The sequence below is a fragment of the Synechococcus sp. WH 5701 genome, assembly GCF_000153045.1.
In the GTDB taxonomy this organism is placed as follows: domain Bacteria; phylum Cyanobacteriota; class Cyanobacteriia; order PCC-6307; family Cyanobiaceae; genus Regnicoccus_A; species Regnicoccus_A antarcticus.
On the sequence record NZ_CH724160.1, the window covers coordinates 148,917 to 173,892 of the forward strand.

Annotated in this window: 30 protein-coding genes, 1 tRNA gene and 1 riboswitch; of the genes, 16 read left to right on the forward strand and 15 right to left on the reverse strand. The window is 68.2% G+C overall.

The genetic code is table 11. The features are described 5' to 3' along the window. The first annotated feature begins 104 nt into the window (after positions 1-104). Positions 105-279: riboswitch (cobalamin riboswitch) on the forward strand. A gap of 24 nt (positions 280-303) precedes the next feature. Then, on the forward strand, positions 304-912 hold the full coding sequence (locus WH5701_RS10860; protein WP_006172356.1) for a HupE/UreJ family protein: 609 nt from the start codon (positions 304-306) through the stop codon (positions 910-912). Between the two features lie 8 nt (positions 913-920). On the opposite strand, the gene WH5701_RS10865 is transcribed toward WH5701_RS10860, so the two are convergent. Further along, positions 921-1,002 (reverse strand) — tRNA-Leu (locus tag WH5701_RS10865). A 54-nt stretch (positions 1,003-1,056) separates the two neighbouring features. On the opposite strand from WH5701_RS10865, the gene WH5701_RS17190 reads away from it, so the two are divergent. Together WH5701_RS17190 and ileS are read left to right on the forward strand one after the other, a co-directional pair. Beyond that, on the forward strand, positions 1,057-1,779 hold the full coding sequence (locus tag WH5701_RS17190; protein WP_006172357.1) for a Ycf66 family protein: 723 nt from the start codon (positions 1,057-1,059) through the stop codon (positions 1,777-1,779). A 102-nt stretch (positions 1,780-1,881) separates the two neighbouring features. Continuing rightward, positions 1,882-4,815 carry an isoleucine--tRNA ligase gene (ileS, locus tag WH5701_RS10875; protein ID WP_232201965.1) on the forward strand — a complete coding sequence of 978 codons (2,934 nt, stop codon included), beginning with the start codon at positions 1,882-1,884 and terminating at the stop codon, positions 4,813-4,815. A gap of 37 nt (positions 4,816-4,852) precedes the next feature. On the opposite strand, the gene WH5701_RS18625 is transcribed toward ileS, so the two are convergent. Next, a complete protein-coding gene (locus WH5701_RS18625; RefSeq protein WP_156776726.1) occupies positions 4,853-5,137 on the reverse strand; it encodes a hypothetical protein in 285 nt (94 codons plus the stop codon). Positions 5,138-5,502: 365 nt separating this feature from the next. Here WH5701_RS18625 and WH5701_RS10880 point away from each other — a divergent pair, with 365 nt between their 5' ends. Beyond that, positions 5,503-5,721, forward strand: coding sequence for a hypothetical protein (locus WH5701_RS10880; RefSeq protein ID WP_006172360.1), 219 nt, complete (start codon positions 5,503-5,505; stop codon positions 5,719-5,721). Between the two features lie 255 nt (positions 5,722-5,976). After that, positions 5,977-6,099, forward strand: a complete 123-nt coding sequence (locus tag WH5701_RS18630; RefSeq protein WP_006172361.1) for a hypothetical protein — start codon at positions 5,977-5,979, stop codon at positions 6,097-6,099. Between the two features lie 71 nt (positions 6,100-6,170). Here WH5701_RS18630 and WH5701_RS18430 read toward each other — a convergent pair whose 3' ends face one another. The 3 genes from WH5701_RS18430 to WH5701_RS10900 form a co-directional block, all read right to left on the reverse strand. Continuing rightward, positions 6,171-6,713 (reverse strand): glycosyltransferase, encoded by a 543-nt coding sequence (locus WH5701_RS18430; RefSeq protein WP_006172362.1) that lies wholly within the window; start codon positions 6,711-6,713, stop codon positions 6,171-6,173. An 846-nt stretch (positions 6,714-7,559) separates the two neighbouring features. Further along, positions 7,560-7,880 (reverse strand): hypothetical protein, encoded by a 321-nt coding sequence (locus tag WH5701_RS10895; RefSeq protein WP_006172364.1) that lies wholly within the window; start codon positions 7,878-7,880, stop codon positions 7,560-7,562. Beyond that, positions 7,880-8,494 carry a DUF3177 family protein gene (locus WH5701_RS10900; protein WP_037981009.1) on the reverse strand — a complete coding sequence of 205 codons (615 nt, stop codon included), beginning with the start codon at positions 8,492-8,494 and terminating at the stop codon, positions 7,880-7,882. Before WH5701_RS10900 ends, WH5701_RS10895 begins: the two co-directional genes overlap by 1 nt. Before the next feature lie 58 nt (positions 8,495-8,552). On the opposite strand from WH5701_RS10900, the gene WH5701_RS10905 reads away from it, so the two are divergent. The 4 genes from WH5701_RS10905 to WH5701_RS10920 are packed head-to-tail and all read left to right on the forward strand — an operon-like array spanning position 8,553 to position 12,893. Beyond that, positions 8,553-9,863 (forward strand): FIST N-terminal domain-containing protein, encoded by a 1,311-nt coding sequence (locus tag WH5701_RS10905; protein ID WP_006172373.1) that lies wholly within the window; start codon positions 8,553-8,555, stop codon positions 9,861-9,863. A gap of 6 nt (positions 9,864-9,869) precedes the next feature. Beyond that, on the forward strand, positions 9,870-10,538 hold the full coding sequence (gene trmB / locus WH5701_RS10910; RefSeq protein ID WP_083781923.1) for a tRNA (guanosine(46)-N7)-methyltransferase TrmB: 669 nt from the start codon (positions 9,870-9,872) through the stop codon (positions 10,536-10,538). Further along, positions 10,538-11,881 carry an IctB family putative bicarbonate transporter gene (locus WH5701_RS10915; protein ID WP_006172383.1) on the forward strand — a complete coding sequence of 448 codons (1,344 nt, stop codon included), beginning with the start codon at positions 10,538-10,540 and terminating at the stop codon, positions 11,879-11,881. The genes trmB and WH5701_RS10915 overlap by 1 nt, the downstream gene beginning before the upstream one ends. Further along, positions 11,874-12,893, forward strand: a complete 1,020-nt coding sequence (locus tag WH5701_RS10920) for an N-acetylglucosamine kinase (RefSeq protein WP_006172384.1) — start codon at positions 11,874-11,876, stop codon at positions 12,891-12,893. Before WH5701_RS10915 ends, WH5701_RS10920 begins: the two co-directional genes overlap by 8 nt. Here the strand turns inward: WH5701_RS10920 and glmM are convergent. Then, complete coding sequence (gene glmM, locus WH5701_RS10925; RefSeq protein WP_037981264.1) at positions 12,880-14,289, reverse strand: phosphoglucosamine mutase; 1,410 nt, start codon at positions 14,287-14,289, stop codon at positions 12,880-12,882. The genes WH5701_RS10920 and glmM overlap by 14 nt on opposite strands. A 96-nt stretch (positions 14,290-14,385) precedes the next feature. Then, positions 14,386-14,598, reverse strand: coding sequence for a hypothetical protein (locus WH5701_RS10930; protein ID WP_006172386.1), 213 nt, complete (start codon positions 14,596-14,598; stop codon positions 14,386-14,388). Between WH5701_RS10930 and WH5701_RS10935 the strand changes: the two genes are divergently transcribed. Continuing rightward, entirely contained in the window at positions 14,591-16,672 is a 2,082-nt protein-coding gene (locus WH5701_RS10935) for a lytic transglycosylase domain-containing protein (protein ID WP_006172387.1), read from the forward strand. The genes WH5701_RS10930 and WH5701_RS10935 overlap by 8 nt on opposite strands. A gap of 7 nt (positions 16,673-16,679) precedes the next feature. Here WH5701_RS10935 and WH5701_RS10940 read toward each other — a convergent pair whose 3' ends face one another. Further along, a complete protein-coding gene (locus tag WH5701_RS10940) occupies positions 16,680-17,198 on the reverse strand; it encodes a hypothetical protein (RefSeq protein ID WP_006172389.1) in 519 nt (172 codons plus the stop codon). Then, a complete protein-coding gene (locus WH5701_RS10945; RefSeq protein WP_006172390.1) occupies positions 17,195-17,608 on the reverse strand; it encodes an NIL domain-containing protein in 414 nt (137 codons plus the stop codon). Before WH5701_RS10945 ends, WH5701_RS10940 begins: the two co-directional genes overlap by 4 nt. A 120-nt stretch (positions 17,609-17,728) precedes the next feature. Here WH5701_RS10945 and WH5701_RS10950 point away from each other — a divergent pair, with 120 nt between their 5' ends. The 3 genes from WH5701_RS10950 to WH5701_RS10960 are packed head-to-tail and all read left to right on the forward strand — an operon-like array spanning position 17,729 to position 19,476. Beyond that, entirely contained in the window at positions 17,729-18,307 is a 579-nt protein-coding gene (locus tag WH5701_RS10950; RefSeq protein WP_037981271.1) for a thioredoxin domain-containing protein, read from the forward strand. A gap of 33 nt (positions 18,308-18,340) precedes the next feature. Continuing rightward, the gene (gene thyX / locus WH5701_RS10955) at positions 18,341-19,063 is read left to right on the forward strand and encodes an FAD-dependent thymidylate synthase (RefSeq protein WP_006172400.1); all 723 of its coding nucleotides are present in this window, start codon (positions 18,341-18,343) and stop codon (positions 19,061-19,063) included. A gap of 38 nt (positions 19,064-19,101) precedes the next feature. Continuing rightward, entirely contained in the window at positions 19,102-19,476 is a 375-nt protein-coding gene (locus WH5701_RS10960) for a hypothetical protein (RefSeq protein WP_006172402.1), read from the forward strand. A gap of 1 nt (position 19,477) precedes the next feature. Here the strand turns inward: WH5701_RS10960 and dcd are convergent, their stop codons facing one another. Both dcd and WH5701_RS10970 read right to left on the reverse strand, forming a co-directional pair. Then, positions 19,478-20,071, reverse strand: coding sequence for a dCTP deaminase (gene dcd, locus WH5701_RS10965; RefSeq protein WP_006172404.1), 594 nt, complete (start codon positions 20,069-20,071; stop codon positions 19,478-19,480). Next, a complete protein-coding gene (locus tag WH5701_RS10970; protein ID WP_006172405.1) occupies positions 20,065-20,658 on the reverse strand; it encodes a cob(I)yrinic acid a,c-diamide adenosyltransferase in 594 nt (197 codons plus the stop codon). Before WH5701_RS10970 ends, dcd begins: the two co-directional genes overlap by 7 nt. Before the next feature lie 207 nt (positions 20,659-20,865). Here WH5701_RS10970 and ntcA point away from each other — a divergent pair, with 207 nt between their 5' ends. From ntcA to WH5701_RS10985, 3 genes are read left to right on the forward strand one after another with little or no spacing between them, the layout of a single operon-like run. After that, positions 20,866-21,594: a global nitrogen regulator NtcA gene (gene ntcA / locus WH5701_RS10975; protein WP_037981011.1), complete on the forward strand. Its 729-nt coding sequence runs from the start codon at positions 20,866-20,868 to the stop codon at positions 21,592-21,594. A gap of 45 nt (positions 21,595-21,639) precedes the next feature. Continuing rightward, the gene (locus WH5701_RS10980) at positions 21,640-22,887 is read left to right on the forward strand and encodes a DUF3084 domain-containing protein (RefSeq protein ID WP_006172409.1); all 1,248 of its coding nucleotides are present in this window, start codon (positions 21,640-21,642) and stop codon (positions 22,885-22,887) included. Then, a complete protein-coding gene (locus tag WH5701_RS10985; RefSeq protein ID WP_006172411.1) occupies positions 22,884-23,348 on the forward strand; it encodes a hypothetical protein in 465 nt (154 codons plus the stop codon). The genes WH5701_RS10980 and WH5701_RS10985 overlap by 4 nt, the downstream gene beginning before the upstream one ends. Here the strand turns inward: WH5701_RS10985 and WH5701_RS10990 are convergent. Genes WH5701_RS10990 through psbH form a run of 4 tightly spaced genes read right to left on the reverse strand, consistent with a single transcriptional unit; the run spans position 23,345 to position 24,945 of the window. Next, a complete protein-coding gene (locus tag WH5701_RS10990; protein ID WP_006172412.1) occupies positions 23,345-23,602 on the reverse strand; it encodes a DUF3146 family protein in 258 nt (85 codons plus the stop codon). The genes WH5701_RS10985 and WH5701_RS10990 overlap by 4 nt on opposite strands. Before the next feature lie 36 nt (positions 23,603-23,638). Beyond that, entirely contained in the window at positions 23,639-24,265 is a 627-nt protein-coding gene (pth, locus tag WH5701_RS10995) for an aminoacyl-tRNA hydrolase (RefSeq protein ID WP_006172414.1), read from the reverse strand. Between the two features lie 50 nt (positions 24,266-24,315). Next, positions 24,316-24,693 carry a TatA/E family twin arginine-targeting protein translocase gene (locus WH5701_RS16870; RefSeq protein WP_006172416.1) on the reverse strand — a complete coding sequence of 126 codons (378 nt, stop codon included), beginning with the start codon at positions 24,691-24,693 and terminating at the stop codon, positions 24,316-24,318. 51 nt (positions 24,694-24,744) lie between these two features. Next, a complete protein-coding gene (gene psbH / locus WH5701_RS11005; protein WP_006172417.1) occupies positions 24,745-24,945 on the reverse strand; it encodes a photosystem II reaction center phosphoprotein PsbH in 201 nt (66 codons plus the stop codon). Positions 24,946-24,976: the final 31 nt, after the last annotated feature.

Sequence of the window (24,976 nt, forward strand, 5' to 3'; positions counted from 1 at the left end):
TAGGCAGCAGCCGCGTTGGCGACTGTGCGCTGCATGGCCATGGACGGTGCTTGCGAACACGGTCAACCCCTTTCTGGCCATGGACGGCCAGGCCCGCCAGAAAGGTCCAGAATGTCGCGGACGGTTCCAGCGGTTCACACCCTGGAGGCAAGGAGGAAAGTTCGGTGTGATGGGGCCTTGCGGGCCCCATCGAATCCGGCACTGTCCCGCAGCTGTGATGGGGCTCCACTGTGGAGGCGCCCCTCAGTCAGAACGCTCGCCGTCCCAGTTCACCAACCCCCCGGCGCGGACCGTTCCCCCTCGATGAGCAGATTCCCCAGCAGCAGCACCCTGGTCCTCTACACCGGCCTGGCCGCTGTGTCCTTCGCCCTGGCCGCCCAGCCGGCCCAGGCCCATGGCTTCGCCCATGGGGGCATCGGCTCAGGCTTCCTTCATCCCCTCGCAGGCCTCGACCACCTGCTGCTGTTGATCGGCGTTGGCGCCGCCTCCGCCGCCATCTCCTCGACCCTGCTGATCTGGGCCCTGGCAGGCGCCGTCGCCGGTGGAGTGTTTGGAGCGATGGGCGGCAGCCTGCCCTTCGGGGAACTGCTCGCGGCGCTGGCCATCACCGCCGTGGCCGGCTCGATCCTCTGGGCCGAGGGCAAGGGCTCCAGCCCGCGGCTCAGCCTCTGGGGAGGTCTGGTGGCCGCCGCCGTGGCGGTGCACGCCATGCTTCACGGGCTTGAAGCTCCCAGCGATCACACCTCCCTCTCCTGGTGGCTGGGGGCCTTCGTGGGCTCACTGCTGGTGAGCGGCACCACCCTGTTGGTGCTGCGCCGTCTCCCTCGCGCCGTCACCAACCGGCTGGCGCTGGCCGTGGCCCTCGCCGGTGGCCTTGTGGCCTTTGCACCACTCGCCCTGCTACTGCGCTGATTCAGCGATGCCCACCGGGGGACTTGAACCCCCACGACCGAAGCCACTGGTACCTAAAACCAGCGCGTCTACCAATTCCGCCAGGTGGGCGTGAGCTGACTGTATCGAGCGGCTCAGAATGGCCCCATCGCCGCCTCTGCCGCCATGCTCGCCACCCTCGGTGGATCCCTGGCACTCCTTGCCGGTCTGCTGGTGCTGCTGCTGCCCCTGCTGGTGCCTGAGCTCAGCCGTCCCCGGGATTCGGTCTGGGGCGCGCTGGTGCTGGTCCTGGGGCTGGTCCTGGTCACCAGCGCCGAGCGCCTCAGCGGGGCACCGATGCTGGCCGTCCTCTGCGGCGGTCTGCTGATCGGCCGGTTGAGCACGGAGGTGGGCCTGGGCCGCTGGCGCCAGCTCAGCCGCGACGAGCAGGTGCGCCTCACGGGCGTGGAGCGCTGGCGCACCAGCCTGCAGCAGCTGGCCGCCGCCCTGATGGGGCTGATCAGCCTGGGGGGATCAACACTCGGGGGCCTGCTCGCCTGGCTGCAGGAGAGGCGCGACGCCAACGCCAAGGCACAGGCAACCACCAAACGCTGGGTTCGCCCGGAGCCTGAAGAAGAAGCCCCCACACCAGAGGCGCCTGGGGCCCCAGGGGAGTCCGCCCAGCTGGTGGAGGCGATCAGCGAAGCCAGCGATCACGACGTGACCACGGTGGAGTCGTTTGCCGAGATCGAGCAGCTGCTCGAGCAGGCCGGCGCAGCGGCCCTCGACGGGGACCAGGCCGGGGGGGCAGACGGGGAGGCCAGCGGCGGAGAAGAGCCCCATGGGGAGAGTGAACCTGATCCCACCCCCACGGGGGAGGAGGAGGAGGAGCCACCTGGGAGGCCCTGAGGGCTGGGGTCGATAATTCGCCCTTGCTGCCCTACAGGCGCCGTGACAGCCAGCCCGGTTTCCTACAAGGACACTCTCAACCTGCTGCAGACGCCCTTCTCGATGAGGGCGAACGCGAAAACCCGTGAACCGGAGCTGCAGAAGTTCTGGGCTGAGCTGGACCTCTACCAGCGGCTCAGCCGCGGAAATCCAGGTGAGGTGTTCACCCTCCACGACGGCCCCCCCTACGCCAATGGCCCCCTGCATGTGGGCCATGCCCTCAACAAGATCCTCAAGGACATCCTTAACAAGTACGCCCTGCTGCGCGGCCGGCGGGCCCGCTTTGTGCCGGGCTGGGACTGCCACGGACTGCCGATCGAGCTCAAGGTGCTGCAGAGCCTGTCCAGCGCGGAGCGCTCGGCGCTGACCCCGATCGACCTGCGCCGCCGCGCCCACGCCTACGCCCTCGAGCAGGTGGAGGGTCAGAAGGCGGGCTTCAGGCGCTGGGGCATCTGGGCCGACTGGGAGCAGCCCTACCTGACCCTGAACAAGGCCTATGAGGCCGCCCAGATCGGTGTGTTCGGCCGGATGGTGCTCGCCGGCCACATCTACCGGGGACTCAAACCGGTGCACTGGAGCCCCAGCTCCCGCACCGCCCTGGCCGAGGCGGAACTGGAATACCCCGACGGCCACACGTCCCCCAGCGTCTACGTGGCCTTCCCGGTGGTGGCCCTGCCCGGCAGCCTGGGCGCCAGGCTCACCGCCCTCGGCCTCACCCATGCCGAGACAGCCACCACACCGGATCCGGGCGATCTGGCGGTGGCGATCTGGACCACCACCCCCTGGACCCTGCCCGCCAACCTGGCGGTGTCGGTGAATGCCTCGCTGGAGTACGCCCTCTGCCGCGTGGGCGATCACGGGGCCAACGGCTATCGCACCAGCCGCCACCTGATCGTGGCCGCTTCCCTCGTTGAGAGTCTGCGCAGCAGCCTGCAGCTGGAGCTCGAGCCCCTGCTCAGCCTCAGGGGCTCGGAGCTGGAAGGGGTCGAGTACCGCCACCCCCTCTTCGATCGCACCAGCCCGGTGGTGATCGGCGGCGACTACATCACCACCGAAGCGGGCACCGGCCTGGTGCACACAGCCCCGGGCCACGGTGTCGACGACTTCAACACGGGTCGCAAGGCCGGACTGCCGGTGCTCTGCCCGGTCGATGAGGGGGGAACCCTGACGACGGAAGCCGGCCCCTTCGCCGGCCTCAACGTGCTCAAGGACGCCAACCCCGCGATCATCTCTGCCCTCGAGACCGCCGGTGCCCTGCTGCGCCACGAGCCCTACGAGCACCGTTACCCCTACGACTGGCGCACCAAGAAACCGACGATCTTCCGCGCCACCGAGCAATGGTTCGCCTCGGTGGAGGGCTTCCGCGCCCAGGCCCTCGACGCGATCGCCGCCGTGGACTGGCTGCCCGCCAGCGGCCGCAACCGCATCGAGGCGATGGTGCGCGACCGCGGCGACTGGTGCATCAGCCGCCAGCGCACCTGGGGTGTGCCGATCCCCGTCTTCTACCACCGTGAAACCGGCGAGACCCTGCTCAATGCCGACACCCTCGCCCATGTCGAGGCCCTGATCGCCGAGCACGGCTCCGACGTGTGGTGGGAGAAAAACGAAGCCGAGCTGCTGCCGCCCTCCCTCGCCGCCGAGGCGGCCCAGTGGCGCAAGGGCACCGACACCATGGACGTCTGGTTCGATTCCGGCTCGTCCTGGGCGGGAGTCCTGGGCGGTCTCCACGCGGGTGACGCTTCAGGGCAAGCACCAGTGGCCGCTGAGGCCACTCCCCTGCGCTATCCCGCCGATCTCTACCTGGAAGGCTCCGACCAGCACCGGGGCTGGTTCCAGAGCAGCCTGCTCACCTCTGTGGCCGTCAATGGCCACGCCCCCTACAGGCGGGTGCTCACCCATGGCTTCACCCTCGATGAGAAGGGCCGCAAGATGAGCAAATCCCTGGGCAATGTCGTCGATCCGGCCGTGCTGGTGGAGGGCGGCAAGAACGAGAAGCAACAACCCGCTTACGGCGCCGATGTGCTGCGCCTGTGGGTGAGTTCGGTGGATTACTCCGCCGATGTGCCCCTGGGGCCGGGCATCGTCAAGCAGCTGGCCGATGTGACCCGCAAGGTGCGCAACACGGCCCGCTACCTGCTGGGCAACCTGCACGACTTCGACCCAAGGCCGGCGGCAGAAGGGGGTGATGCGGTGGCGATCGCCGATCTGCCGCTGCTGGACCGCTGGATGCTGGAGCGCACCGCCAGCCTGATCGAGGCGGTGAGCGCCGATTTCGAGCGTTACGAGTTCTACCGTTTCTTCCAGGCGCTGCAGAACTTCTGCGTGGTGGATCTCTCCAACGTCTACCTCGACATCGCCAAAGACCGGTTGTATGTGAGCGGGGCCAGCGACTTCCGCCGCCGTAGCTGCCAGACGGTGCTGGCCTTGGTCGTGGAGCGTCTGGCCGGCCTGATTGCGCCGGTGCTCTGCCACATGGCCGAAGACATCTGGCAGAACCTGCCCTATCCGGTGGCGGAGCGCTCCGTGTTCGAGCGGGGCTGGCCCACAGCAGCGGCCTCCTGGGGTGAGGCGGCCCTGGTGGAGCCCCTCCGGCCGCTGCTGGAGCTGCGCGGGCAGGTGAACCGCCAGCTGGAGAGCTGCCGCACCAGCGCTGATCTGGGGGCTTCCCTGGAGGCCCGGGTGGAACTGGAACTGGGCAATGGCGACCGCGGCGCAGCCCTTGGCGCCGCGCTGGAGCTGCTGCAGGGCAGCCCCCATCCCTCCGTTGACAACCTGGCCGACTGGCTGATCGTCTCGCAGCTGGAGCGGCGCGACCCCGGCGCCCCGGCTCTGGCTGATCCCCTGGCCGAAGCCAGTGAAGGGGGCATCACCGTGCGCATCGCCCGCGCCGAAGGGCGCAAATGCGAACGCTGCTGGCACATGGAGACCGACATCGGCACCCATGCCTCCCACCCAACCCTCTGCGGCCGCTGTGTGGAGGTGCTGGGCGGGGGTTGATCCGGTACCAGCCTGGAGCAAGGACTGGATCCCGTGGTCAATCCCGATCAGACTGGATGTCCTGATCGGCAGAAGAAGGCTGGTTCAGCATCGGCACTCCTGCAGATGAGGGGAGCTCCTCAGATGAGGTCCGATGGAGAATCAACTGGCAGTTCTGTTCTTCTGAGAGGGCCCACTCCAGCAGATAGGCCGCCAGATTGCTGAGGGATCGTCCCTGTTGGTTGGCGATACGAGCCAATCCGTCATGAACGCTGTCTGGGATGGTGATACTGATGCGTACGGGAGATCTGAAAGCAGAGGAACCCTGGCGTTCATTCCTCATGGCCGCTTCCTCTCCCTGACTCAATCAAAAGAAACGATCGGTCAATGCGCGCGACCAGCAGGGCAGCCCAAATGAGCATCAGTGGAATGGGCCTCCTCACAGTCTCAACCTACCGCTGGCTTGGCTTGGCGGCATGCCAGTGGCCAGGCACAGACCAGGCCGGCGACCCTCACTGCCGCAGATTCGGCGCCAATCTGCGGCAGTTCTGCTGCAATCTTCTCCCATGCCTGGCCGAAACGCAACAGTGCCCAGAATCGGCATACCTGAGCGGAACACCCAGCAGATCAGCCTCGTATCAACGGCAGATCGACAGCATCCCTGCCACTTCCCGGCGACTACGCTAGAGTTGATGGCCAGGAAACGACATGGATAAGTTAATCGTTGAGCTCAGACTTTCTCCAGGCACGGCCGATGTGATTCAGCGTGTGGCTGATGCCCTGGGAACCAGTGTTGAGGACATCCTGATTCATCACCTGGAAACCATCCGTACGGCGGTCAACTACACCCCTTCCAGATACGGCCACGAGATTTGCTCCACACCCATGGAAGTCGTCGTTTCCGAGGGACTCGCGACCTTGGCCTGATCAGATCTCACGGCTTGAATCGCCTGAGTGAGTCCTTCAGCCTTGAGATATCCTCACCGCACTGCAAGCCATGCCGCTGCCTGCATGCTGGATCCCCCCTGAATGACGACAGAGCGACGACGCAGCCAGCTCCGCGAGCTTGATGCCAGGAGCTACGCGTTGTATCGAGTCATCTGTGTCGCTCTCGAGGTTCTACAGCGAGAAATCCTGGCGGGTTCAGCCATCACATCTGATCTCTCCCCCCTGGCCTCAGCCATGCAGGACCGGCGCCTGTTGGTGGAATGGCTGCGAGAGCTGGGATTCCCGCCGGCATCGGCCTACAACGATTGCGGAATCACCAAAGCCGTGGAGGACGTCCTGATGCGGGGATCACTCTGAACAGCTTTCTGGCTGTGTCATGGCGCAGGCCACTCACACCGGCCGCTGATCCAGAGACCGTGAACGGGTGGTCACTTGCTGATCATCACGTCGACTCCAGGCGTACGCCGCCGCACCATGACGCCGGAGTCGTGCTCACCACGATGGAGCTGCAGGTCAATCTCTTCCTCGCCGAGCCGCAGCCCGCTGATCTCAAGCAGATTGATGCCCTTCGGCAACACCGGATTGCGAAACAGCACCTGCACACGGTCTGATCCGGCAGTCCAAGAGATTCCCATCCCGGTGATTGCCTCCAGCAGACCGAACACGGAGCCACTGGCCCAGGCCTGGGGGCTGCAGGCCACCGGGTAGAGCATTGGGTCATCATCGTTTCGACACCGCACAGGGACGGAGAAACGCTGCTCGATCGACTCCACCAACTGGCCGTTGCAACCCGGCCGGATCACTTCGGGGGTGGAGCCGTTGCGCCAAGCAATAACGGGCGTCCCGCAGGCGTTGGCTTTGATCATCACCAACCCGAAAGGCGCGGGCCAGTCGATCGGGAACAGCAGAGCCAGGGCATGGCCCAGCAGCTCCTGCTTGCCGGCAGCGTCGATCTCCCCGATGAACTCCACCAGGGGGTTCTCCCGCAGCAGTGGCTCGATGAAGGTGCGGTGACAGGGCTGATCGACAGGATCGATCTTGGCGGCGACCTTGAGGGGAAGGCCAACGGCGGTGGCGATGGCGATGGGGACGGCTCGAAGCGAAAGAGATCAACGGGAAGACCGTGGTGAATGGTGCCGAGCCAGTGCCCCTCGGGGAAAGGAGCCCGCTGGGCCTCCGAGATCGACACCAGTGGCACCGGATCACCACGCCGCTGGAGCTGGGCCAGATCCTGACCTGTCAGGGGTCCATGCAGGGTATGGAGCTGCTCGATGACATGGTCGAGCTGGAGCCGTTGCAGTGCAACGGGATCCCCGAGAAACCCCGCCTCACGCAAGGCCCGCGGCACAGAGGGGAACAGCTCGGCACTGGTGCGGGAGTCGCCACTGGCGAACAGCAAGCACCACGTCATGCTCCCGATGCAGCAATTCCTCCGTGAGGCAATGAACGACCCGCTCTGTACCTCCATATCGACGAGGAGGAACACTTTCACAGAGAGGCAAGATCTCTGCGATCCGCATTGCCAAGACTCCTGATCATGATTGAGCGCGCAGCTCAAGCCTTTCTTCACATCAGCTTGACGCCCACTCTCTCGGCTTCGCAATTTGAGTCATCATCAGCACCCCAACTCCAGCGCCCCTGGCCATCCGCAGGATGGCCAGGGTCCGGCGCCAACACTCAGCCTTGAGCCTGAGCATGAAGAACCTTCCATGGCGCAAGCCGAAAGGCCAACGCAGGGAAAAGCCTGTAGATCCCAGCGATGATTCTCTGGCCTTCATCAGCTGTGGCCCTCCAGCGCTCCGAGGGTGTCAGGGCACTCACCAGCGGCTGGGATCCAGAAACAGCTCGGCAGCCCCTGGTCCGGCAAGCAACTGCTCATGCCCCGGGTTGAGTGGGCCCTGCAGCAGCTCGGCACTCTCCAGCCTGGCTCCCTCGGGCAGGGCAGGCTGGTCGGGATCGAAATCGGTGGGATGGGTCAGGCTGCTGGAGAAACCGCGAAAGATCAGCAGTTCAAACACCTCGCCTGTCCCTTCGCCCCCTGCGCCCACCAACGCGGGGAGGGTGCCCCGCAGGCGCAGGACCCGGTCGGGCCGTCCGCGGCTGATCGCTTCGAGCTGGGCGAGCAGGCTGACGCTCATCAGAACCCTCCCGCCACGCGCCCTTGCCGGGGCAGGCGCACCAGGATCCACTGCAGCAGACCGACCACATAAGCCACAAGCGCCAGATAGCCGAAGAAGGCGGTGAGGGTGGGGGTGAGGTCGGCACCGAACACGAAGGAGAACACCTGAGCGGCCACAGCGTGCAGGCGCCGCGGGGCCTCCAGCCAGGTCTGGCAGAAGGCGCTGCCGGCCACCCCCAGGCCGCAGCCCATGGCGCCCACGCCAAGTCCTGCCCCCAGCAGGCCAAAGGCCGTGAGGGCCCAGCGCCAGCTGCGCAGCGTGAGCGGCAAGGGGCGCCAGGGGGGCAGATCGGCCAGTTCCTCGTTCAGATCCACCCAGAACCAGAGCGACGCCACCATCAGCAGTTTCGCCACGATCATCAGCGGGTAAGCCAGGGGCCGGGCGTCGACGAACAACAGCACGGCGATCGCCAGCAGACTCGCCACCTTCCAGTAGATGGCCATCAGCCGCAGAAGCGCCCCCTCTCGCCGCCACGCCGCCCAGACCAGCAGCACCAGAGGCAGACCCAGGGTGAAGACCACCGCCAGACGGAAGTCGAGCCACACCAGGGTGCGGTACAGCATGTCGGGCACAGCATGGGTACGGGAAGGCGCCATTATCCGCGCCATGCTTCACCAGTAGGTTCAGGTGATGCCTGCGCCTCACCTGTTCTCCTGGCTCCGCCGCGGTGATGAGCAGGCTTCCTGCCGCACGGCCCTCTCGCGCCAGCCGTCGCTGGAGGACGCCGTCAGCGAGGTGGTGGACCAACTCAACGCCAAGGGCTTTGGCGCCGCGGCCCGGGGGGAGGCGGATCTGGCCCTGGTGTTCAGCTCCACCAGCTATGCCAGCGACCTGCCGCGGCTGCTGCCGCTGCTGCGCTCCCGTCTGCGGTCCCGCCACTGGCTTGGCGCCGCAGGCGGTGGCGTGGTGGGCACCGGGGCCAGCGGCACCGCCCATGAAGTGGAGCAGGAGTCGGCTCTGAGCGTGATGCTGCTGCGCCTGCCTGGGGCCGAATTGCAGCTGTTCGGGCTCGACACCGACCAGCTGCCCGATCTCGATGGCGACAGCCGCGACTGGATTGACTGGGTGGGGGCCGATCCGGAGCTGGCCGACTCCATGCTGCTGCTGGTGGACCCCACCTGCCAGGCCATCAACGACCTGATCAGTGGACTGGATTACGCCTTCCCAGGCCTGGCCAAGGTGGGTGGCATCGCCGGCCCCCACAGCGCCAGCCATGGATCACTGCTGCTTGACGACCGGGTGGTGACCGGTGCCGTGGGCTGCCTGATCGGCGGCAGCTGGACCATCGATCCAGTGGTGGCCCAGGGCTGCCGGCCGATCGGCCCGGTGTTCGAGATCGAGCAGGCGGAGCGCAATGTGGTGCTGCAGCTGAGCCGCGGTGACCAGCAGAACACTCCGGTGAACTGCCTGCAGACGATCCTTCAGACCCTCAACCCCGCAGAACGGGAACTTGTGCGCCACTCCCTCTTCCTGGGGGTGGCGCGCAACAGCTTCAACCTTGCCGGGGGTGGGGGAGACGCCGAGAGCACGGCCTTTCTGGTGAGGAATCTGATCGGGGTGGATCCCCGCAATGGAGCGGTGGCGGTGGCCGAGCGCCTGCGGGTGGGCCAGCAGGTCCAGTTCCAGCTCCGCGATGCCGACGCCTCCCGTCAAGAGCTTCGGCAGTTGCTGCGCAACCAGGCCAAGGCCTCCGAGCCCCCCCTGGCGGGCCTGCTCTTCGCCTGCCTGGGCCGCGGCAAGGGGCTCTACGGCGAAGCCGATGGCGACGTGAGGATCGCCCAGGGGGAGTTTCCAGGCCTGCCCATGGCCGGGGCCTTCTGCAACGGAGAGATCGGCCCGGTGGGGGGCAGCACCTATCTGCATGGCTACACGGCCAGCTGGGGTTTCCTGGTGCCCAAGCCGGACGCCGTGGCGTCAGCGGAACAGCCGCCGGAGGGTTGAGCGGTGGTGCGCCAGCACGTCAACCCCCTCTCGCGGGTGCACCAGCAACCCCTTGTGCTGCCCCCCCTGATCGAGCTGTTCGAGCGGCCCGAGCGGCCGCTCCACCTCGACATCGGCAGTGCCCGTGGCCGCTTTCTGCTGGCCATGGCGCCGCTCCAGCCTGAGCGGAACTTCCTGGGGGTCGAGATCCGCCGGCCGCTGGTGGAGGCCGCCGAGCGCGACCGCCAGGCGCAGGCCAGCGGAAATCTGCGCTTCCTGTTCTGCAACGCCAATGTGAGCCTGCTGAGCTGGCTGCGCGGCCTGCCTGTCGGGAGGCTGCAACGGGTGACGATCCAGTTCCCCGACCCCTGGTTCAAGAGCCGGCACCACAAGCGACGGGTGCTGCAGAGCGATCTGCTTCAGGCCCTGGCCGCAGCCCTGCCTGAAGGGGGGGAGCTGTTTCTGCAGAGCGATGTGACGGCGGTGATCGAGCCAATGGTGGCGCTCACCGAAGCCAGCGGCTGGTTTCTGCGTCCACCGGAGGATGGGCGCCCCTGGCGGGGTGACAACCCACTGCCAGTGGCGACGGAGCGGGAGCGGATCGTGCTCGCCCATGGGCTGCCAGTGTACCGGGTGCTCTACCGCCGCAGGGCCGAGGCCGCCCATAATCCGTCGGCCAGCCCCGCCGGCAACTGATGTCCACCCCCACCATCCACGCCGCCGCCTCACCGGAGCACGAGCGGCGGGTGCCCTGGCTGCTGCGCTGGCAGGGCCTGTTCGCAGCGTCGTCGGCCGGCCCCCTGGCCAGGAATCTGTCCCTGCTGGCCGGGCTGGTGCTCTGCGCTCTGATGGCGGGTCTGCCGCTGGTCACCCGGGCCGGGCTGAGCCTGCTGATCCTCTCCAGTGGACTGCTCTGGTTGATCTGGGCCCTGTGCACCCCCGCCGGCCGCATCGGCCAGATCAACGGCTGGCTGCTGGTGATGCTGGCCGTGGCGGTGCTGTCCACCGGCTTCTCGCCCGTACCCACCGCCGCGGCCAAGGGCCTGCTCAAGCTGCTCAGCTACCTGGGCGTCTATGCCCTGATGCGCCAGCTGCTCGCCACAGCTCCACCCTGGTGGGACCGGATCGTGGCGGCCCTGCTGGGCGGGGAACTGATCACCGCGGTGATCGGCATCCGCCAGCTCTACGGCGACAGCTCCGCCCTGGCCCGCTGGTCGGATCCGAACTCGGTGGCGGAAGGCACGGTGCGCATCTACAGCACGCTCGACAACCCCAATCTGCTGGCGGGCTACCTGCTGCCGATCCTGCCCCTGGCGGCAGTGGCCCTGCTGCGCTGGCGGCGCCCCATGGCTCGCCTCTATGCCCTTTCAGCGCTGCTGATCGGTGCGGTGGCCCTGCTGCTCACCTACAGCCGTGGCGGCTGGCTGGGGATGGTGGCGGCCCTGGGCAGCCTGGCCCTGCTGCTGGCTCTGCGGGCCAGCCGCCACTGGTCGCCGCTGCTGCGCCGGTTGTTTCCCCTGTTGCTGCTGCTGGGGGGTGGCCTGGTGCTGGTGCTGGCCGTGAGTCAGATCGAGCCCCTGCGGGTGAGGGTGCTGAGCCTGGTGGCGGGCCGCGAGGACAGCTCCAACAACTTCCGCATCAACGTCTGGATGGCAGCGCTGCAGATGGTCCAGGACAGGCCCTGGCTGGGCATCGGCCCCGGCAACACGATCTTCAACCTGATCTATCCGCTTTACCAGCAACCGAAGTTCAACGCCCTCAGCGCCTACTCGATCCCCCTGGAGCTGGCCGTGGAGGGGGGCATCCCCGGCCTGCTGGCGGGCCTGGGCCTTTTGCAGTGCAGCCTGCGCCAGGGCCTGGCCCAGCTGCGGCGTGAGCACCCCCAGGCCCTGCCGGCGCTGGGGGCCGTTGCGGCAATCCTGGGCCTCTGCGTCCAGGGCCTCACCGACACGATCTTCTTCCGCCCTGAGGTGCAGCTCACGGGCTGGTTCTGCCTTGCCACCCTGGCCAGCCTGCCGACTGCGGCCTCCGATGGCTGAGCCAGTCTTGCTGGCGGGCTTCGATGCCGGCCAGACGCACACCACCTGCCGGCTGGCCCTGCGCCGCAGCGACGGCAGGCTGCGAGTGCTGGCCGAAGGGGACGGGCCCGGCGTCAGCCATCTGGCGGCCGCCGCTGGAGAGGAGCGCTTCGGCACCGCCCTTTGCATCAGCCTGGAGCGTGCCCGCGCCGCCGCGGCCAGCAGCGGGGAGGCCCATGCCCTGTCCACAGCTCTGCAGGCGGCCGCCGTTGGCGCCAGCGGCATCGAACTGGGCAGCGCGGTGCAGCAGCTCGGCACTGGTCTGGCCGCCGCCGCCCTCGGCCTGCCGCTGCAGCGGGTGCTGGTGAGCGGTGATGAGCGCACCGCCCTGCACGGAGCCTTCGGAGGGGGCCCGGGCATCGTGGTGATCAGCGGCACCGGCTGCATCGCCCTGGGGCGCAACGGCCAGGGGGAGGAGCACCGCTGCGGCGGCTGGGGCTGGCTGCTGGATCGCGGCGGCTCCGCCTGCGACATCGGCCGCGACGCCCTGGCTCTCTCGCTGGAGATGGCCGACGGCCGACGACCCGACAGCGGCTTTCGCGGCCGCCTTTGGGCGGCCCTGGGCGGCGACCCCATCACCCCCCAGCGGATCAAGGCGCTGGTGGTGGAGCCAGGCTTCGGCGCCGCCGGCTTCGCTCGCCTGGCCCCGGAGGTCAATGCCCTGGCGGAAGCGGAGGATCCCCACGCCAACGCGGTGCTCGAGCACTCGGCCAAGGGCCTGGTCGAGCTGGTGGCGGGCGTGGCCCGGACCCTGGGCCTCGAAGACGGCGAGGTCTGCGGCCTGGGCGGGGCCTTGGGCCACCTCGACCGCTTCAGCGCGGCGTATCAGCGCAGGCTGAAGCTGGTCTTACCGAAGGCACGGCTGGTCCCCCCCCGCGGAGATGCCTGCCAGGGAGCTCTGCAGCTGGCCGAACAGCTTCTGAACGTGGAGCCGGAGGCGGCGCTCAGCTCCGGTTCGCTCAGGCCCGGTTGAGGTGAGTCGAGGCCAGGGCCGCCAGGTGCGACGACCAATGATCGACCGCCTCCTGCTCGGCCGCCTCCACCATCACCCGCAGCAACGGTTCGGTGCCGCTGGCGCGCACCAGCACCCGCCCGTTGCCGGCCATGGCCGTCTCGGCCTGCTCGACGGCCTGGCGCAGGGGGTCGCAGCGCTGCCACTGCTGGCGGCTGCTCCGGTCGGGAACAATGACGTTGACCAGGGCCTGGGGGTAGGGCTCGAAACTGGCCTCCATCCAGTCGGCCAGCGACCCCGCGCCGTTGTGGATCAGCGTGGCCACCTGCAGGGCGGTGAGCAGCCCATCGCCGCTCATGCCGTGCTGGGCCGAGAGGATGTGGCCCGACTGCTCCCCACCCAGGCCGGCCCCACTCGCTTCCATGGCGGCGTGCACGTGCTGATCGCCCACATCGGTGCGCTGCAGCAAACCGCCCCTGGCCTGCCAGGCCCGCTCGAAGCCCAGGTTCGACATGACGGTGGCCACCAGCAGCCTGCCGGGAAGGGCGTCGGTCTCCAGCAGGGCGCCACCCCAGAGATAGAGCACCTGGTCGCCATCAACCACCCGGCCCTTGCCGTCCACCGCCATCATCCGATCGGCATCGCCATCGAAGGCAAAGCCCATGTGGGCGCCCGATTGCAGCACCGCCTGGCGCAGGGCCTCCAGGTGGGTGCTCCCGCACGACACATTGATGCGCTGTCCGTCGGGTTCCCCATGCAGCACGGTCAGATCCGCCCCCAGGGACCTGAACACCGCGGCCCCGCAGGCGGTGGCTGAGCCCCAGCACAGATCCAGCACGATGCGGCAACCGTCAAGGCGCCGCCCAGCAACGCTGGCGATCAACGCCTCGCGGTAACCCTCGAGCAGATCCTCCCGCTGATGGGCCGGCCCACAGCCGCGGGGCCCGCTCAGACCCGTGGCCTGGATCGTCACGGCCTCCTCCCCACGCAACCCCGCTTCGATCGCCGACTGCAGGGTTCGATCGATCTTGTCGCCGGCCGGCCCGAACACCTTGATGCCGTTGTCGCCGGGGGGGTTGTGGCTGGCGGAGACCATCAGGCCACCGGCAGCACCGACCCGGCGGATCGTGCCGGGCACGGCGGGAGTGGGGCAAAGCCCAAGGTTCCACACCTCCCGCCCGGCGGCGGTCAGCCCGGCGGTGAGAGCGGCGGCCAGCATCGGGCCGCTGTTGCGGGAGTCCATGCCGATCAGCACGGGGCGCTCCGGCGGCAGCACCCGACCGCACCAATAGCCCATCTGCAGGGCCAGCAGCGGTGTGATCAGGCTGCCTACCTGCCCCCGGATGCCATCGGTGCCGAAACCGGTGCAACCCTCCCCGAGGGGGGCACCGATGGGGGAAGAAGCCAGCTCCAGCATCAGGGGGAAAAGGAAGGGAATCAGGCTAAGCCGATCGGCAGCCAAGACCAAGGCTCCCCCCGCCAAAGCTCCCTTGCTTCAGCCGCTGCGCCAACTTCAGCGCCAGCGTCTCGGCCACCAGGCCCAGCGCAGCAGCTCGACAACCGCCCACAGCAGCAGGCAGCCCACCACCCATCCCGGCAACCAGAGCAGGGGCACCAGCGGCCGGAGAAAATAGATCGCCATCGCCACCCCGAGCACCAGCAGAGCCCGACGGCGCCCTGCCGCGCCCGGGAGGGTGGTCGACCAGCGAGGCCAGGGGATGGGCACAGGCCTGAGCGGGAGAGGCGAACCCCAGAATGCCAAAGCCCCAGCGGCTTGCCCCGCCCTGTCTGTGCCGAACCCGTCCCCTGCGAGCCGCCGCGGGCCGCTGACCCTGGCCCTCACCGTGGCGGGCAGCGCCGCACTCCTGCTGCTGGGGCGCCTGCTGCTGCTGCAACGGCCCCTGCCCACCCCCGACAGCTCAGCCCTCAGCCTGGAGCGAATCCGCCGCTGGGATCCCGATCCCGAGCGGCGCCGCGAGGCCAGCCTGCTGCTGCTGCCCGCCGCCAGTACCGACGACCCCTCCCGCCAGAGCCAGCTGCTGCAGGGGCAGGGCTGGGGACCAGGCCCGCTGGCCCCTGTGGCGCTGAAGCGCGCGGCCCTGGCCCGTGAAGCCCAGGGCCTCTCGGCCACATCCGAGTGGAAGGAGCTGCTGCAACGCTTCCCCCAGGTGCCCCCCAGCGCCGATGCGCTGTATTCCCTCGGCCGTGAGAACCTCTCCCAGCGCATGGAGCTTCTGCGCCGGTTCCCGGCCCACCCCGCCGCCCTGGCCGCCGCCCTGGAGCTGGGGCCCCAGCCCGTCCAGCGCCAGCAGGGGGCCCTGCATCTCGCCCGCTGGGGTCCGCGCTGGCCTGGCGCGGGCGTGCGCCTGCGCCAGATCTGTGCCCGGCCGGCCGTGCCACTGAGCACTGCCCAGCGAGGCACGCTGGCGGTGGGCCTGGCCAGGCTCGGGGATGGCAGCAGGGCCCTGAGCTGCCTGGGATCGGGGCGGGCCGAGCCCAGCCAGGAGCTGGAGATCGGCCGCGCTCTGCTGCGGGGAGGCCCCGCCGAGACCAAAGCCGGAGTGGCGCGCCTGCTGGCCCTGAGCCAGGGCGACAGCCAGCGGCCCGAGGCCCTCGAGGCCGTGCGTGTGCTGGCCCAGACCCCCGCCCCCACAGTCACCCCAGCCCAGTTGCGCCAGCTGCCGGAGCCCCTGCGCCTGAGCGCGCCGGTGCAGGCACGCCTGGTGCGGGATGGCGGTGGCGACTGGCGGCCGCTGCTGCAGCGCTGGCCCGGGGATCCCGCCAGCTGGGACCTGCAGTGGGACCTGGCCCGCTCCGCGCTGCTCAAGGGAAAGGTGGGTGAGGCTCTGGCGCTGCTGCAGGCCCTGCCGCCCGACAGCCTGCCTCCGGTCCTGGCGGTACGCCAACTGTTCTGGCTGGGCATGGCCCAGCAGCAGCTGGGGCAGCAGCCTGCCGCCCGCCGCAGCTGGCAGGCGGTGCTCCAGCGCTGGCCCTGGAGCTACTACGCCTGGCGCAGCCGGGTCCAGCTGGGCGAACGGCCCGAGCTGAGGCTGACCGCCAGCGGCCCCATTGCTCTGCCGGCCGAGCCCTGGCGCCCCCTGGAGAGCGGTCAGCCTCCCCTCGACCAGCTCTGGCGACTGGGGCTCAACCTGGAGGCCTGGGAGCACTGGCGGCAGGAGCGCCCGTCGGCCACCCCCAGCTCCCCCCAGGAGCTGACCCTGGAGGGGCGGCTGCGGCAGGGGGTCGGCGACGACTGGACCGGCCTCGGCCAGCTTGATGAGGCGAGCCTGCGCTGGGCCGGAGGCAACTGCCCAACCACCCTGCCCCTGCAGCGGGCCTTGCTGCCGGTGCGCCACGGTGAGGCCTTCAGTGTCGCCGCGGCCCGCCATGGGCTGGATCCCACCCTGCTGCTGGCTGTGGCCAGGCAGGAATCACGCTTCACCCCCGGAGTGGGATCGGTGGCGGGGGCCATCGGCCTCCTGCAACTGATGCCAGAGACGGCGGCGGAGCTGGCGGGGGGAGCAGTCAGCGGCGATCAGCTGCGTGAGCCCGCCTTCAATGCCGAGCTGGGGGCGAGGTACCTCAGCCAGCTGCTCAGCCTCTGGAAGGGCGATCCCTTCCTGGCGATCGCCAGCTACAACGCTGGTCCGGGCGCGGTGGCCGGCTGGCGCGACGCCAGGCTTGAGAGCGACCCCGAGCTCTGGGTTGAGGCGATTCCCTATCCGGAAACCCGGCTCTACGTGAAGAAGGTGCTCGGTAATCTCTGGGGATACCAGGACAAGCCCAGGCAAGCCTGCTGAAGGGATTTCAGGTCCCTGTCGCGGCTCCCATCAGCCCCCCCAGCTGCAACTCCCGGCCGATCCAGACGCCGAGCATCACATAGCCCGAGAGCGAGAAGGCCGTGAACAGGGGTGACGGCACCACCCGGATCCGGGTGAGATCGAGACGGGCGAGCAACACAGCTGTGGCCAGAATCACCACATCGGCGAGGGCACTGAGGTGCAGCAGGTAGAGGCCACCGACAGTGACCAGCAGCAGGCTGACGATCAGGGTGATCACCCGGCTGGCGGCCATCAGCACCGAGAGCTGACGCAGGAGCAGATCGGGGACCGAGGCCACCACCACCACCAACATCGCCTGCAGACATTCCACCGTCCAGTACAGACCGTGGACCGGATCCAGTTCGGTATTTACCAGGCCCTGGGCTGGAGCGTTCACCACCCAGTGGACACCCAGATAGATGCTCACCAGCAGGAGCAACAGCAGGAACGGCGCCCGCAGGGGCAGCAGAGCCAGGCGCAGGATGCCGCCGATCACACTGCTCATCGGGCCTCCAGCACCAGATCGATGGCGTCCACGGGACAGCTGGGGATGCACTGCTCACAGACCAGGCAGTGCTGGGCCCTGAACTCCAGCCGCCAGGCCGGCGGGCGGCTGCGCAGGGCACCACTGGGGCAGACGCTGGCGCAGATCCCGCAATCGACGCAGCGGCTGCGGTCGATGCGGATCTCACCGGGAGCGCGATCGAGACCCAGGCCCAGATCCTCCAGCCACTGCTCGGCGGCATCGAGCTCGTCGATGTCGCCCGAGAGCTCCACCACCATGGTGCCGCTCTGGTTGGGCGCGATCTGAGCCCGCAGGATCTTGGCGGCGATGTCGAAATCCACGGCGAGCCGGTAGGTGATCGGGTGATGCACCGTTTCGCGCGGGAAGTGAATGGTGAGGCGACGCTTCACCGCAGCCAGGAGAGAAAGCCAATGCTATCGAGCCTTTTCAAACTGGCGTCCTGGCCCCGGATCCCGGCAGCCCCGCCAGAGCTGCCAGAGTGCCCCGGTTCAGGCTCCCTGCGCGCCACGATGATCCTGCCCGACCCCGCAGCTGAAGCCAGCCCCCCCCTGGGGCGGCGCGAGCGGATGGTGCTGGCCGCCATCGCCGCCGCCCTGGCGCTGCTGCTCTTCGGGTTGCGCGGGGGCCTGCAGCCCCAGGCGCCGCTGGAGCAGCTGGCCCGGCGTTCGCCGGAGTTGCCGCTGGCCCTCGCCAGCGGTCGGCCCACGATCGTGGAGTTCTATGCCGACTGGTGCGAAGCCTGCCGCTCGATGGCCCCGGCGATGGCGGCCCTCGAAAGCGAGCACCGCGGCGAGCTCAACGTGGTTCTGCTGAATGTGGACAATCCGCGTTGGAGCCCGGAAATCGATCGCTACGCGGTGAACGGCATCCCCCAGCTGGAGCTCTTCGACCGCGGCGGCCACGCGATCGGGCGCTCCCTTGGGGCCCGCAGCCGCCCCGAACTGGCCTCGATCATGACCGCTCTGATCGAGGAGACCCCCCTGCCCCTGCTGGCTGGCGTCGGCAGCCTCTCCCCCCTGACCGGCGGCGAGGCGCAGGGCACGGGCCAGACCACACCAGCCCAGGCCGGCCCCCGCAGCCACAGCTGATCCACCGCCACCTTTCACCTGCCCTGCTGCCCCATGGACCGTTTCCGGGTCGAGCTGATCGCCGCCACCCCCAACCCCCAGCAGTGCGTCTATGCAGCGATGCATCAGGACTACAGCGAGGGGTTCGTCGCAGCTGACCGCACCGAATGGCCCGATGAACGCACGGCGGGTGAAATCTGCGTGAAGCGCCTGCTCTCCGGTGAGCGCGGTCACTACGGCCCTCTGGAGCATGCCCAGATCGTGCTCAACGTGGGCTGGTTTCCCCACTCCGTGATGCAGCAGGCCCGCACCCACCGGGTGGGCGTGAGTTTCGATGTGCAATCCATGCGCTACACCGGCGATCGCATCTGCAAGGCCGCCGATCGGAGCCTTGATCTCGAGGAGGTGTTCTATCTGCGCCCGATCGGCGATTACAGCGACCGCCAGGGCAAGAAGTACAGCTACGACGGGGTCCAGCGCGCTCTGGATCTGGAGCTTTGCCGCAAGGCTGCCGAGCGCTATCGCGATCTGCTGGCCGCCGGCTTTGCCGAGGAACATGCTCGCGGCATCCTCCCCTTCGATTACCGCCAGCACTTCGTGGTGAGCTTCAGTCTGCGGGCTTTCCTGCATTTTCTCGACTTGCGTGCCAAGCTGGATGCGCAGCTCGAGATCCGCCAGCTCTGTGATCTGATGTGGCCCCATCTGGAGTCGTGGGCTCCAGAGATCGCCGCCTGGTACAGCCGCGCCCGCCTGCACAAAGCGCGCCTGGCCCCCTGACCCAACCTGTGCCTGGAAGCCCCTCAGCAAGCCATGCCATGCCGCCGCTTCACCTGCTGCTGCTTCTGTGGCTGATCGCACCTGCGGCCCGAGGCCAGACGCTGATCGACGCGGCGGGGGCGGCGGCGATCCAGGGAACCCTGCAGGGCGCCTCCGCTCCGGGCTACACCAACCTGCTGCGATCGGTTGAGGGAAGAATCCAGGGCCTTGGCGCCGGCAGCAGCGGCGATTCCTTCGCAGGCCCGTCGACTGACGGGACCGCCTCAGCGGAGGCTCCGGGTTCAGTGGTGAGAAGCGGCCCAGGCGAACCGGGCACCGAAACCCTCTTCGTGGTGAATGGCCGGGTGATTCGCCTCTGCCCGAGCGGGCTGCCCTGCATCGGCCAGGTGCGCCGGGCGATGGGGCTGCCCTGAGTCAGACCTTGGCCAGGGTCACGCGCTCCGGCTGATGCTGATACTTGCCAGCACGATCCTGGTAGGTGGTGTCGCAGGGATCCCCTTCGAAGAACAGCAACTGGGTGATGCCCTCATTGGCGTAGATCCGGCAGTCGGCACCGGAAGAATTGCTGAATTCGAGGGTGAGATGACCCTCCCAGCCGGCCTCCGCCGGGGTGGTGTTCACAATGATGCCCAGCCGGGCATAGGTGCTCTTGCCCAGGCAGATCACGGTGATCGTGGGGGGTACCTTCAGTTTCTCCAGGGCCACGCCGAGACCATAGGAATGGGCCGGCAGGATGAAGAACTCACCATCGTCGTCGTGATGGAGAGGGGCAGGCTCCAGGTTGTCGGGATTGAACCGCTTCGGGTTCATCACCGTGCCAGGCACGTGGCGGAAGATCAGGAATTCCCGCGGCGAGAGGCGCAGGTCGTAGCCGTAGGAGGAGCAGCCGAAGCTCAGCACCGGCCGGGAGGCGGTCTGGGGCTCCAGATGCCGCACCAAGGTGGGCTGAAAGGGCTGAATCATCCCTTCCGCTGCCAGGGCGTTGATCCAGCGGTCGTTCTTCAGCATGGGGCACCTCCCCGCCGCAGCTGGGTGACCTGATCGGCCATGGCCAGCAGCTCCAGGGGGATGGACGGACCCGTGAGGATCACATCCAGGTGGGCCGGCCGTTGCTCCAGGATGCTGATCACCTCCTCAGCGGCGAGAAAACCCAGCTCGATCGCCAGCCCCAGTTCGTCGAGCACCATCAGCTCCACGGCGGCCCCCAGCAACTGGTCGCGACTGAAGGCCCACACCTCCTGCACAGCGGCATGCACGGGTTCGGGTTCCAGGGCGGCAGGCTGGGTGAGACAGGAGGGCACGGCGGGGCGCAACCACTGCAACCGGCCACAGAGCCTGAGGCTGTGCTCGGGCCCCTGGTCGACCCCACCCTTGAGAAACTGGCTGATCAGCACCCGGCTGCCCAGCCCCGCGCTGCGCAGGGCCTGGCTGAACACCCCGCCGAAACTGCCGCGGAACGAGGCGGTGTGGACCTGCAGCAGACCTTCGGGCCTAGCGAGCACCGGCCGGGCGCGGGGCGGCACCGGCCGGGAAGACCCAACGGCGCGAACAGGATGACGCGACTCGGCGGAGGCGTTGCGCAGGCTGGCCGTCATCAACACCCCATGGGAAGCGCGAACCCGAATGTAGCGGGGTCCGGGCCGCCAGCAAGGCTCAGCCACCATCCCTAGCGCGAACATCCGTACTGCACCTGTGGGCGAGGTCCAGCCGGGCCTGTGTGAATGCAATTCATTAGTGTCGGTGACTACAGGGCTCGCCATGGGCGATCCTTAGCGTCCGTCTCACACCTGCTCCGCCGAAACATGGTTGGCGCGATGCGCGGATTCAGTCGCACCGGCGGCCCATCGACACCGGCTCCCATTGGCCTGGCCGCTGCCGCCAACGGAGCGAGCACGCTCCTTGATGTGATGCGCGGCCTGAGTGGCTGCGTGATCGAAACCGTCGAGCGGGGTAAGACAATATTTTTCCCCGGTGATCCGGCTGAGCGGGTCTATCTGCTGCGCCGTGGAGCCGTGCGGCTCTCGCGGGTGTACGAATCGGGTGAGGAGATCACCGTGGCCCTGCTGCGGGAGAACAGCCTGTTCGGGGTGCTCTCCTTGCTCACAGGTCAGCGATCCGACCGCTTCTATCACGCGGTGGCCTTCACCCGGGTCGAGCTGGTGGCGGCCCCAGCGGGCTCGGTGCGGCGAGCCATCGAGCAGGACTCCAGCGTGGGGCTGCTGCTCCTTCAGGGCCTCTCCTCGCGGATCCTGCAGACCGAAACGATGATCGAAACCCTCACCCACCGGGACATGTCGTCAAGGTTGGTGAGTTTTTTGCTGGTGCTCTGCCGTGATTTCGGTGTGCCCGGCAGCGAAGGCATCACGATCGACCTGCGCCTCTCCCACCAGGCGATCGCCGAGGCGATCGGCTCCACCCGGGTGACGATCACTCGCCTGCTGGGCGATCTGCGCCAAGCGGGGCTGGTGCAGATCGATCGCAAGAAGATCACGGTCTTCGATCCGGTCGCTCTGGCCAAGCGCTTCAGCTGAACCGGTTGCAGCCGCGGTTGATACTGGATCTTCACGCACGGCGCTGTGTCCGGCTGGCTGCTGATTCTGGCTCTCCTGGCCCTCGGGGGGGTGTTGGCCACCCTGGGGGATCGGCTGGGCAGCCGGGTGGGCAAGGCCAGGCTCAGTCTGTTCAACCTGCGGCCGCGCAAGACGGCCGTGCTGATCACGGTGCTCACGGGCAGCCTGATCAGCGCCGTCTCCCTTGGGCTGATGCTGGCAGTGAGCGAACGCTTGCGCGTTGGACTGTTCGAACTCGACGCCCTTCAGGCAAGGCTGCTCGAGAGCCGCACCACCTTGCGCCGCAGTGAGCAGAACCTGCGCCTCAGCCGCCAGGAGCAGGCCCGGGTGGAAGCAGCCCTGCAGCGGGCACGCCGCGACCGGGAGCAGACCCGGCGGCAGCTCACCGCCGCCGAGATCCAGGCGCGTCAGTTACGCGGCGAACTCAAGCCCCTGCAGGCTCAGCGAATGCAACTGCTGGCCCAGCGAGACCGCCTCAACAGGGACATCCGCGCCAGGGACCAGGAGATCAGCAAAACCGAAACGGAACTGGCCCGGGTGCGAGGACTGATCACGGCCGGCGAAACCGAACTCAAGGGACTGGAGGAGAAACTGATCGCTCTGCGCCGCGGCGATGTGGTGATCAGCAGCGGACAACCCCTCGCCAGCGCCAAGGTGAGCCCCCGCAACGCAACCGAAGCCAACACAGCGGTCGTGGCGCTGCTGCGTCAGGCCAATCTCAATGCCTTCCAGCGGGTGCTGCCCGCAGAAACCCCCAACCGCCAGATCCTGCTGGTGCCTCGCCAGGACATCGCCACCCTTGAATCCCGCATCTCCCGGGGTGGGCCCTGGGTGGTGAGCATCCGCTCGGCTGCCAACGTGCTCCGCGGCGAGGACCAGGTGCTGGGCTTCCCCGACCTCAGACCTAACCGCCAGGTGCTGCGGCGGGGTGATCTGATGGCCTCCACGGTGCTGGAGGGCAATGAACGCTCCAGCGAGCAGGTGCGCAACCGCCTCAACCTGCTGCTGGCGGCCTCCTTCGCCAAGGCCCAGCGCCAGGGCTCGATCGCCGATGGTGTTCAGTTCGATGTGGCCACCTTCAACAGGCTGGGGCGGGAACTGAGCGAGCGCCCCCCCGGGCAGACCGTGGCCCTCGAGGCCGTGGCGGTCCGCGACGCCGAAACCCCCGACCCGCTGGTGATCGATCTGCGCCTGAGCGAGGCCCCAAGCGAGACACGGCTGGAGCGGCAGGGTCCTGGACGGGGGCAGCCATGACGCACCCAGCCACACCGGATCTGCCGAGCCAGGGCGCCCTGGCCGGGCTCGACCCGGGGCGCAGCAAATGCGGCCTGGTGCGCACCGACCGAGGCCGGCAGCAGCTGCTCGAAGCCCTGGTGATCCCTCCTGAGCAGGCCTGGGGCCGCCTGGAAGGCTGGCTGCTGCAAGGGGAGGTGCAGGCGGTGATCCTCGGCAATGGCACCGGCAGCGCCAGCTGGCGGCGACGGTTGGAGCCACTGGCCCCCGTGCTGCTGGTGGAGGAGCACGGGTCAACCCTGGCCGCGAGGGCGCGCTTCTTTGAGCTCAACCCCACCCGCGGCTGGCGCCGGCTGTTGCCCCAGGGCCTGCGACAGCCACCCCGCGACTGGGATGACGTGGTGGCCCAGCTGCTGCTGGAGCGGCTGCTGGGTCATCCCCTGGCAGCGGCGCCACCGGGGGGCACGCTGAAACGGCCCTAGAACTTGGCCCGCACGGTGAAGGCATAGTCGCCGCCGGGCTCGAGCTGATAATCAACCTGGAGCAGAAAGCGCAGCAGGGCGTCCTGGATCAGAGCGCGACCCAGGGAGGGCTCCACCGTCAGCTCGCCCCGGCCGAACGCCCAGCGGAAGGTCCAGTGGAAGCCGCCGGCGGCCACCTCGCCCTCCAGCAGCTGATGACTGAAGCTCTGATGCAGCACCCGCAACTGGGCGGTGGTGGCGGGCAGGCGGCTCAAGGGATCAGGGCACGGGGCGTCGGGGCGAATCCAGCGTCAGACAGGGGAGGGCTGAAAGCTGTTCAGGCGGGTACCGGCCCGCTCATACCCCCAGCGTCGGATGAAGCTGACACCTTCAAGCACTTCGGTCAGCACCTGCTGCAGCAATGGCAGCTCGTCAGCCTCGAAGCGGCCCAGCACGTGGGAAATCGTACGGGCTTTGCGCAGAGCAGGGTCCAGCGCCGGCGCGCCGATGCCGATGCGCAAGCGGGCGAAATCCTGGCTGCCCAGATGGCTGATCGTGCTGCGCAAGCCGTTATGGCCCCCGGCGCTGCCGGAGCGGCGCAGCCGCAGGCGCCCCAGGGGCAGGTCCATGTCGTCCACCAGCACCAGCATCTGATCGGGACGGAGCCCGAACCAGTCGAGCGTGGCCCTGATCGAGCGGCCACTCTCGTTCATGTAGGTGCTGGGCTTGAGCAGCCGCAAGCGATCGGAGCCTTGGCCGAGATCAGCGATGGTTCCCTGCAGCTTGCCGTTAGCCCGGAAGGAGGCACCGTCCCGCTGGGCGAGCTGATCAAGGGCCATGAAGCCCACGTTGTGGCGGGTCTGGGCGTACTTCTCCCCGGGATTGCCGAGACCGATCAGCAACTGCAGGTCGGCAGAGGGTGCAGCGGTGGAGCTCATCGCGGGTGCCCGCCGAGGGACAGGCAGGCAACGGAATGCGCCAACAACGCTCAGCTGGACGGGGAGGCGTTGGGCGTGGGGGTGGCTTGCGACTCAGTGGAAGGAGCCACGGACTCAACCCCGGGTTGGACTTCAGAAGCACTTGGGTCAGTGCTGCCGGCTTCAGTGCCGCTTGCCTGAGCCGGCGGAGAAGCCGCGGCCAGGGGCTCAGCGGCCATGGCTTCCGAACCCAGGCTGGTGGCGGACACGGTTTCGGTGTCGACAGCCTTGCGGAACTCCTGCTCGAACTCTCTGGAGGCCGATTGAAAGCCCTTGAGGGTGCGGCCGAGGGTACGGCCCAGCTCAGGCAAGCGCTTGGGCCCGAAGACCAACAGGCCAATGGCGGCGATCACCGCCATCTCCGGAAGACCGATCCCGAAGAAGTTCATGAAGGAGGGGTCTCAGTTGATAGAGAAGCGGCGAGGGGGAGATCCCGACGATCAGCCCATGCCGTTCCAGTTGACGGTGATGCCGTCAAGAAGCAGGGAACGGTTGTACAGCTGGAGGATCACCAGCAGGAAAACCAGGAACAACGCCATGAAGACGCCCATGACCGGGGTCGTTCCCCAGCCGGGCACGACCTTGCCGTACTCGGAGTTGAGGGGGCGCAGCAGGTTTCCCAGGCGGGTGCGTTGGGCCATGGCTGTGGTGTCCTCTCTGGCACATGGGATG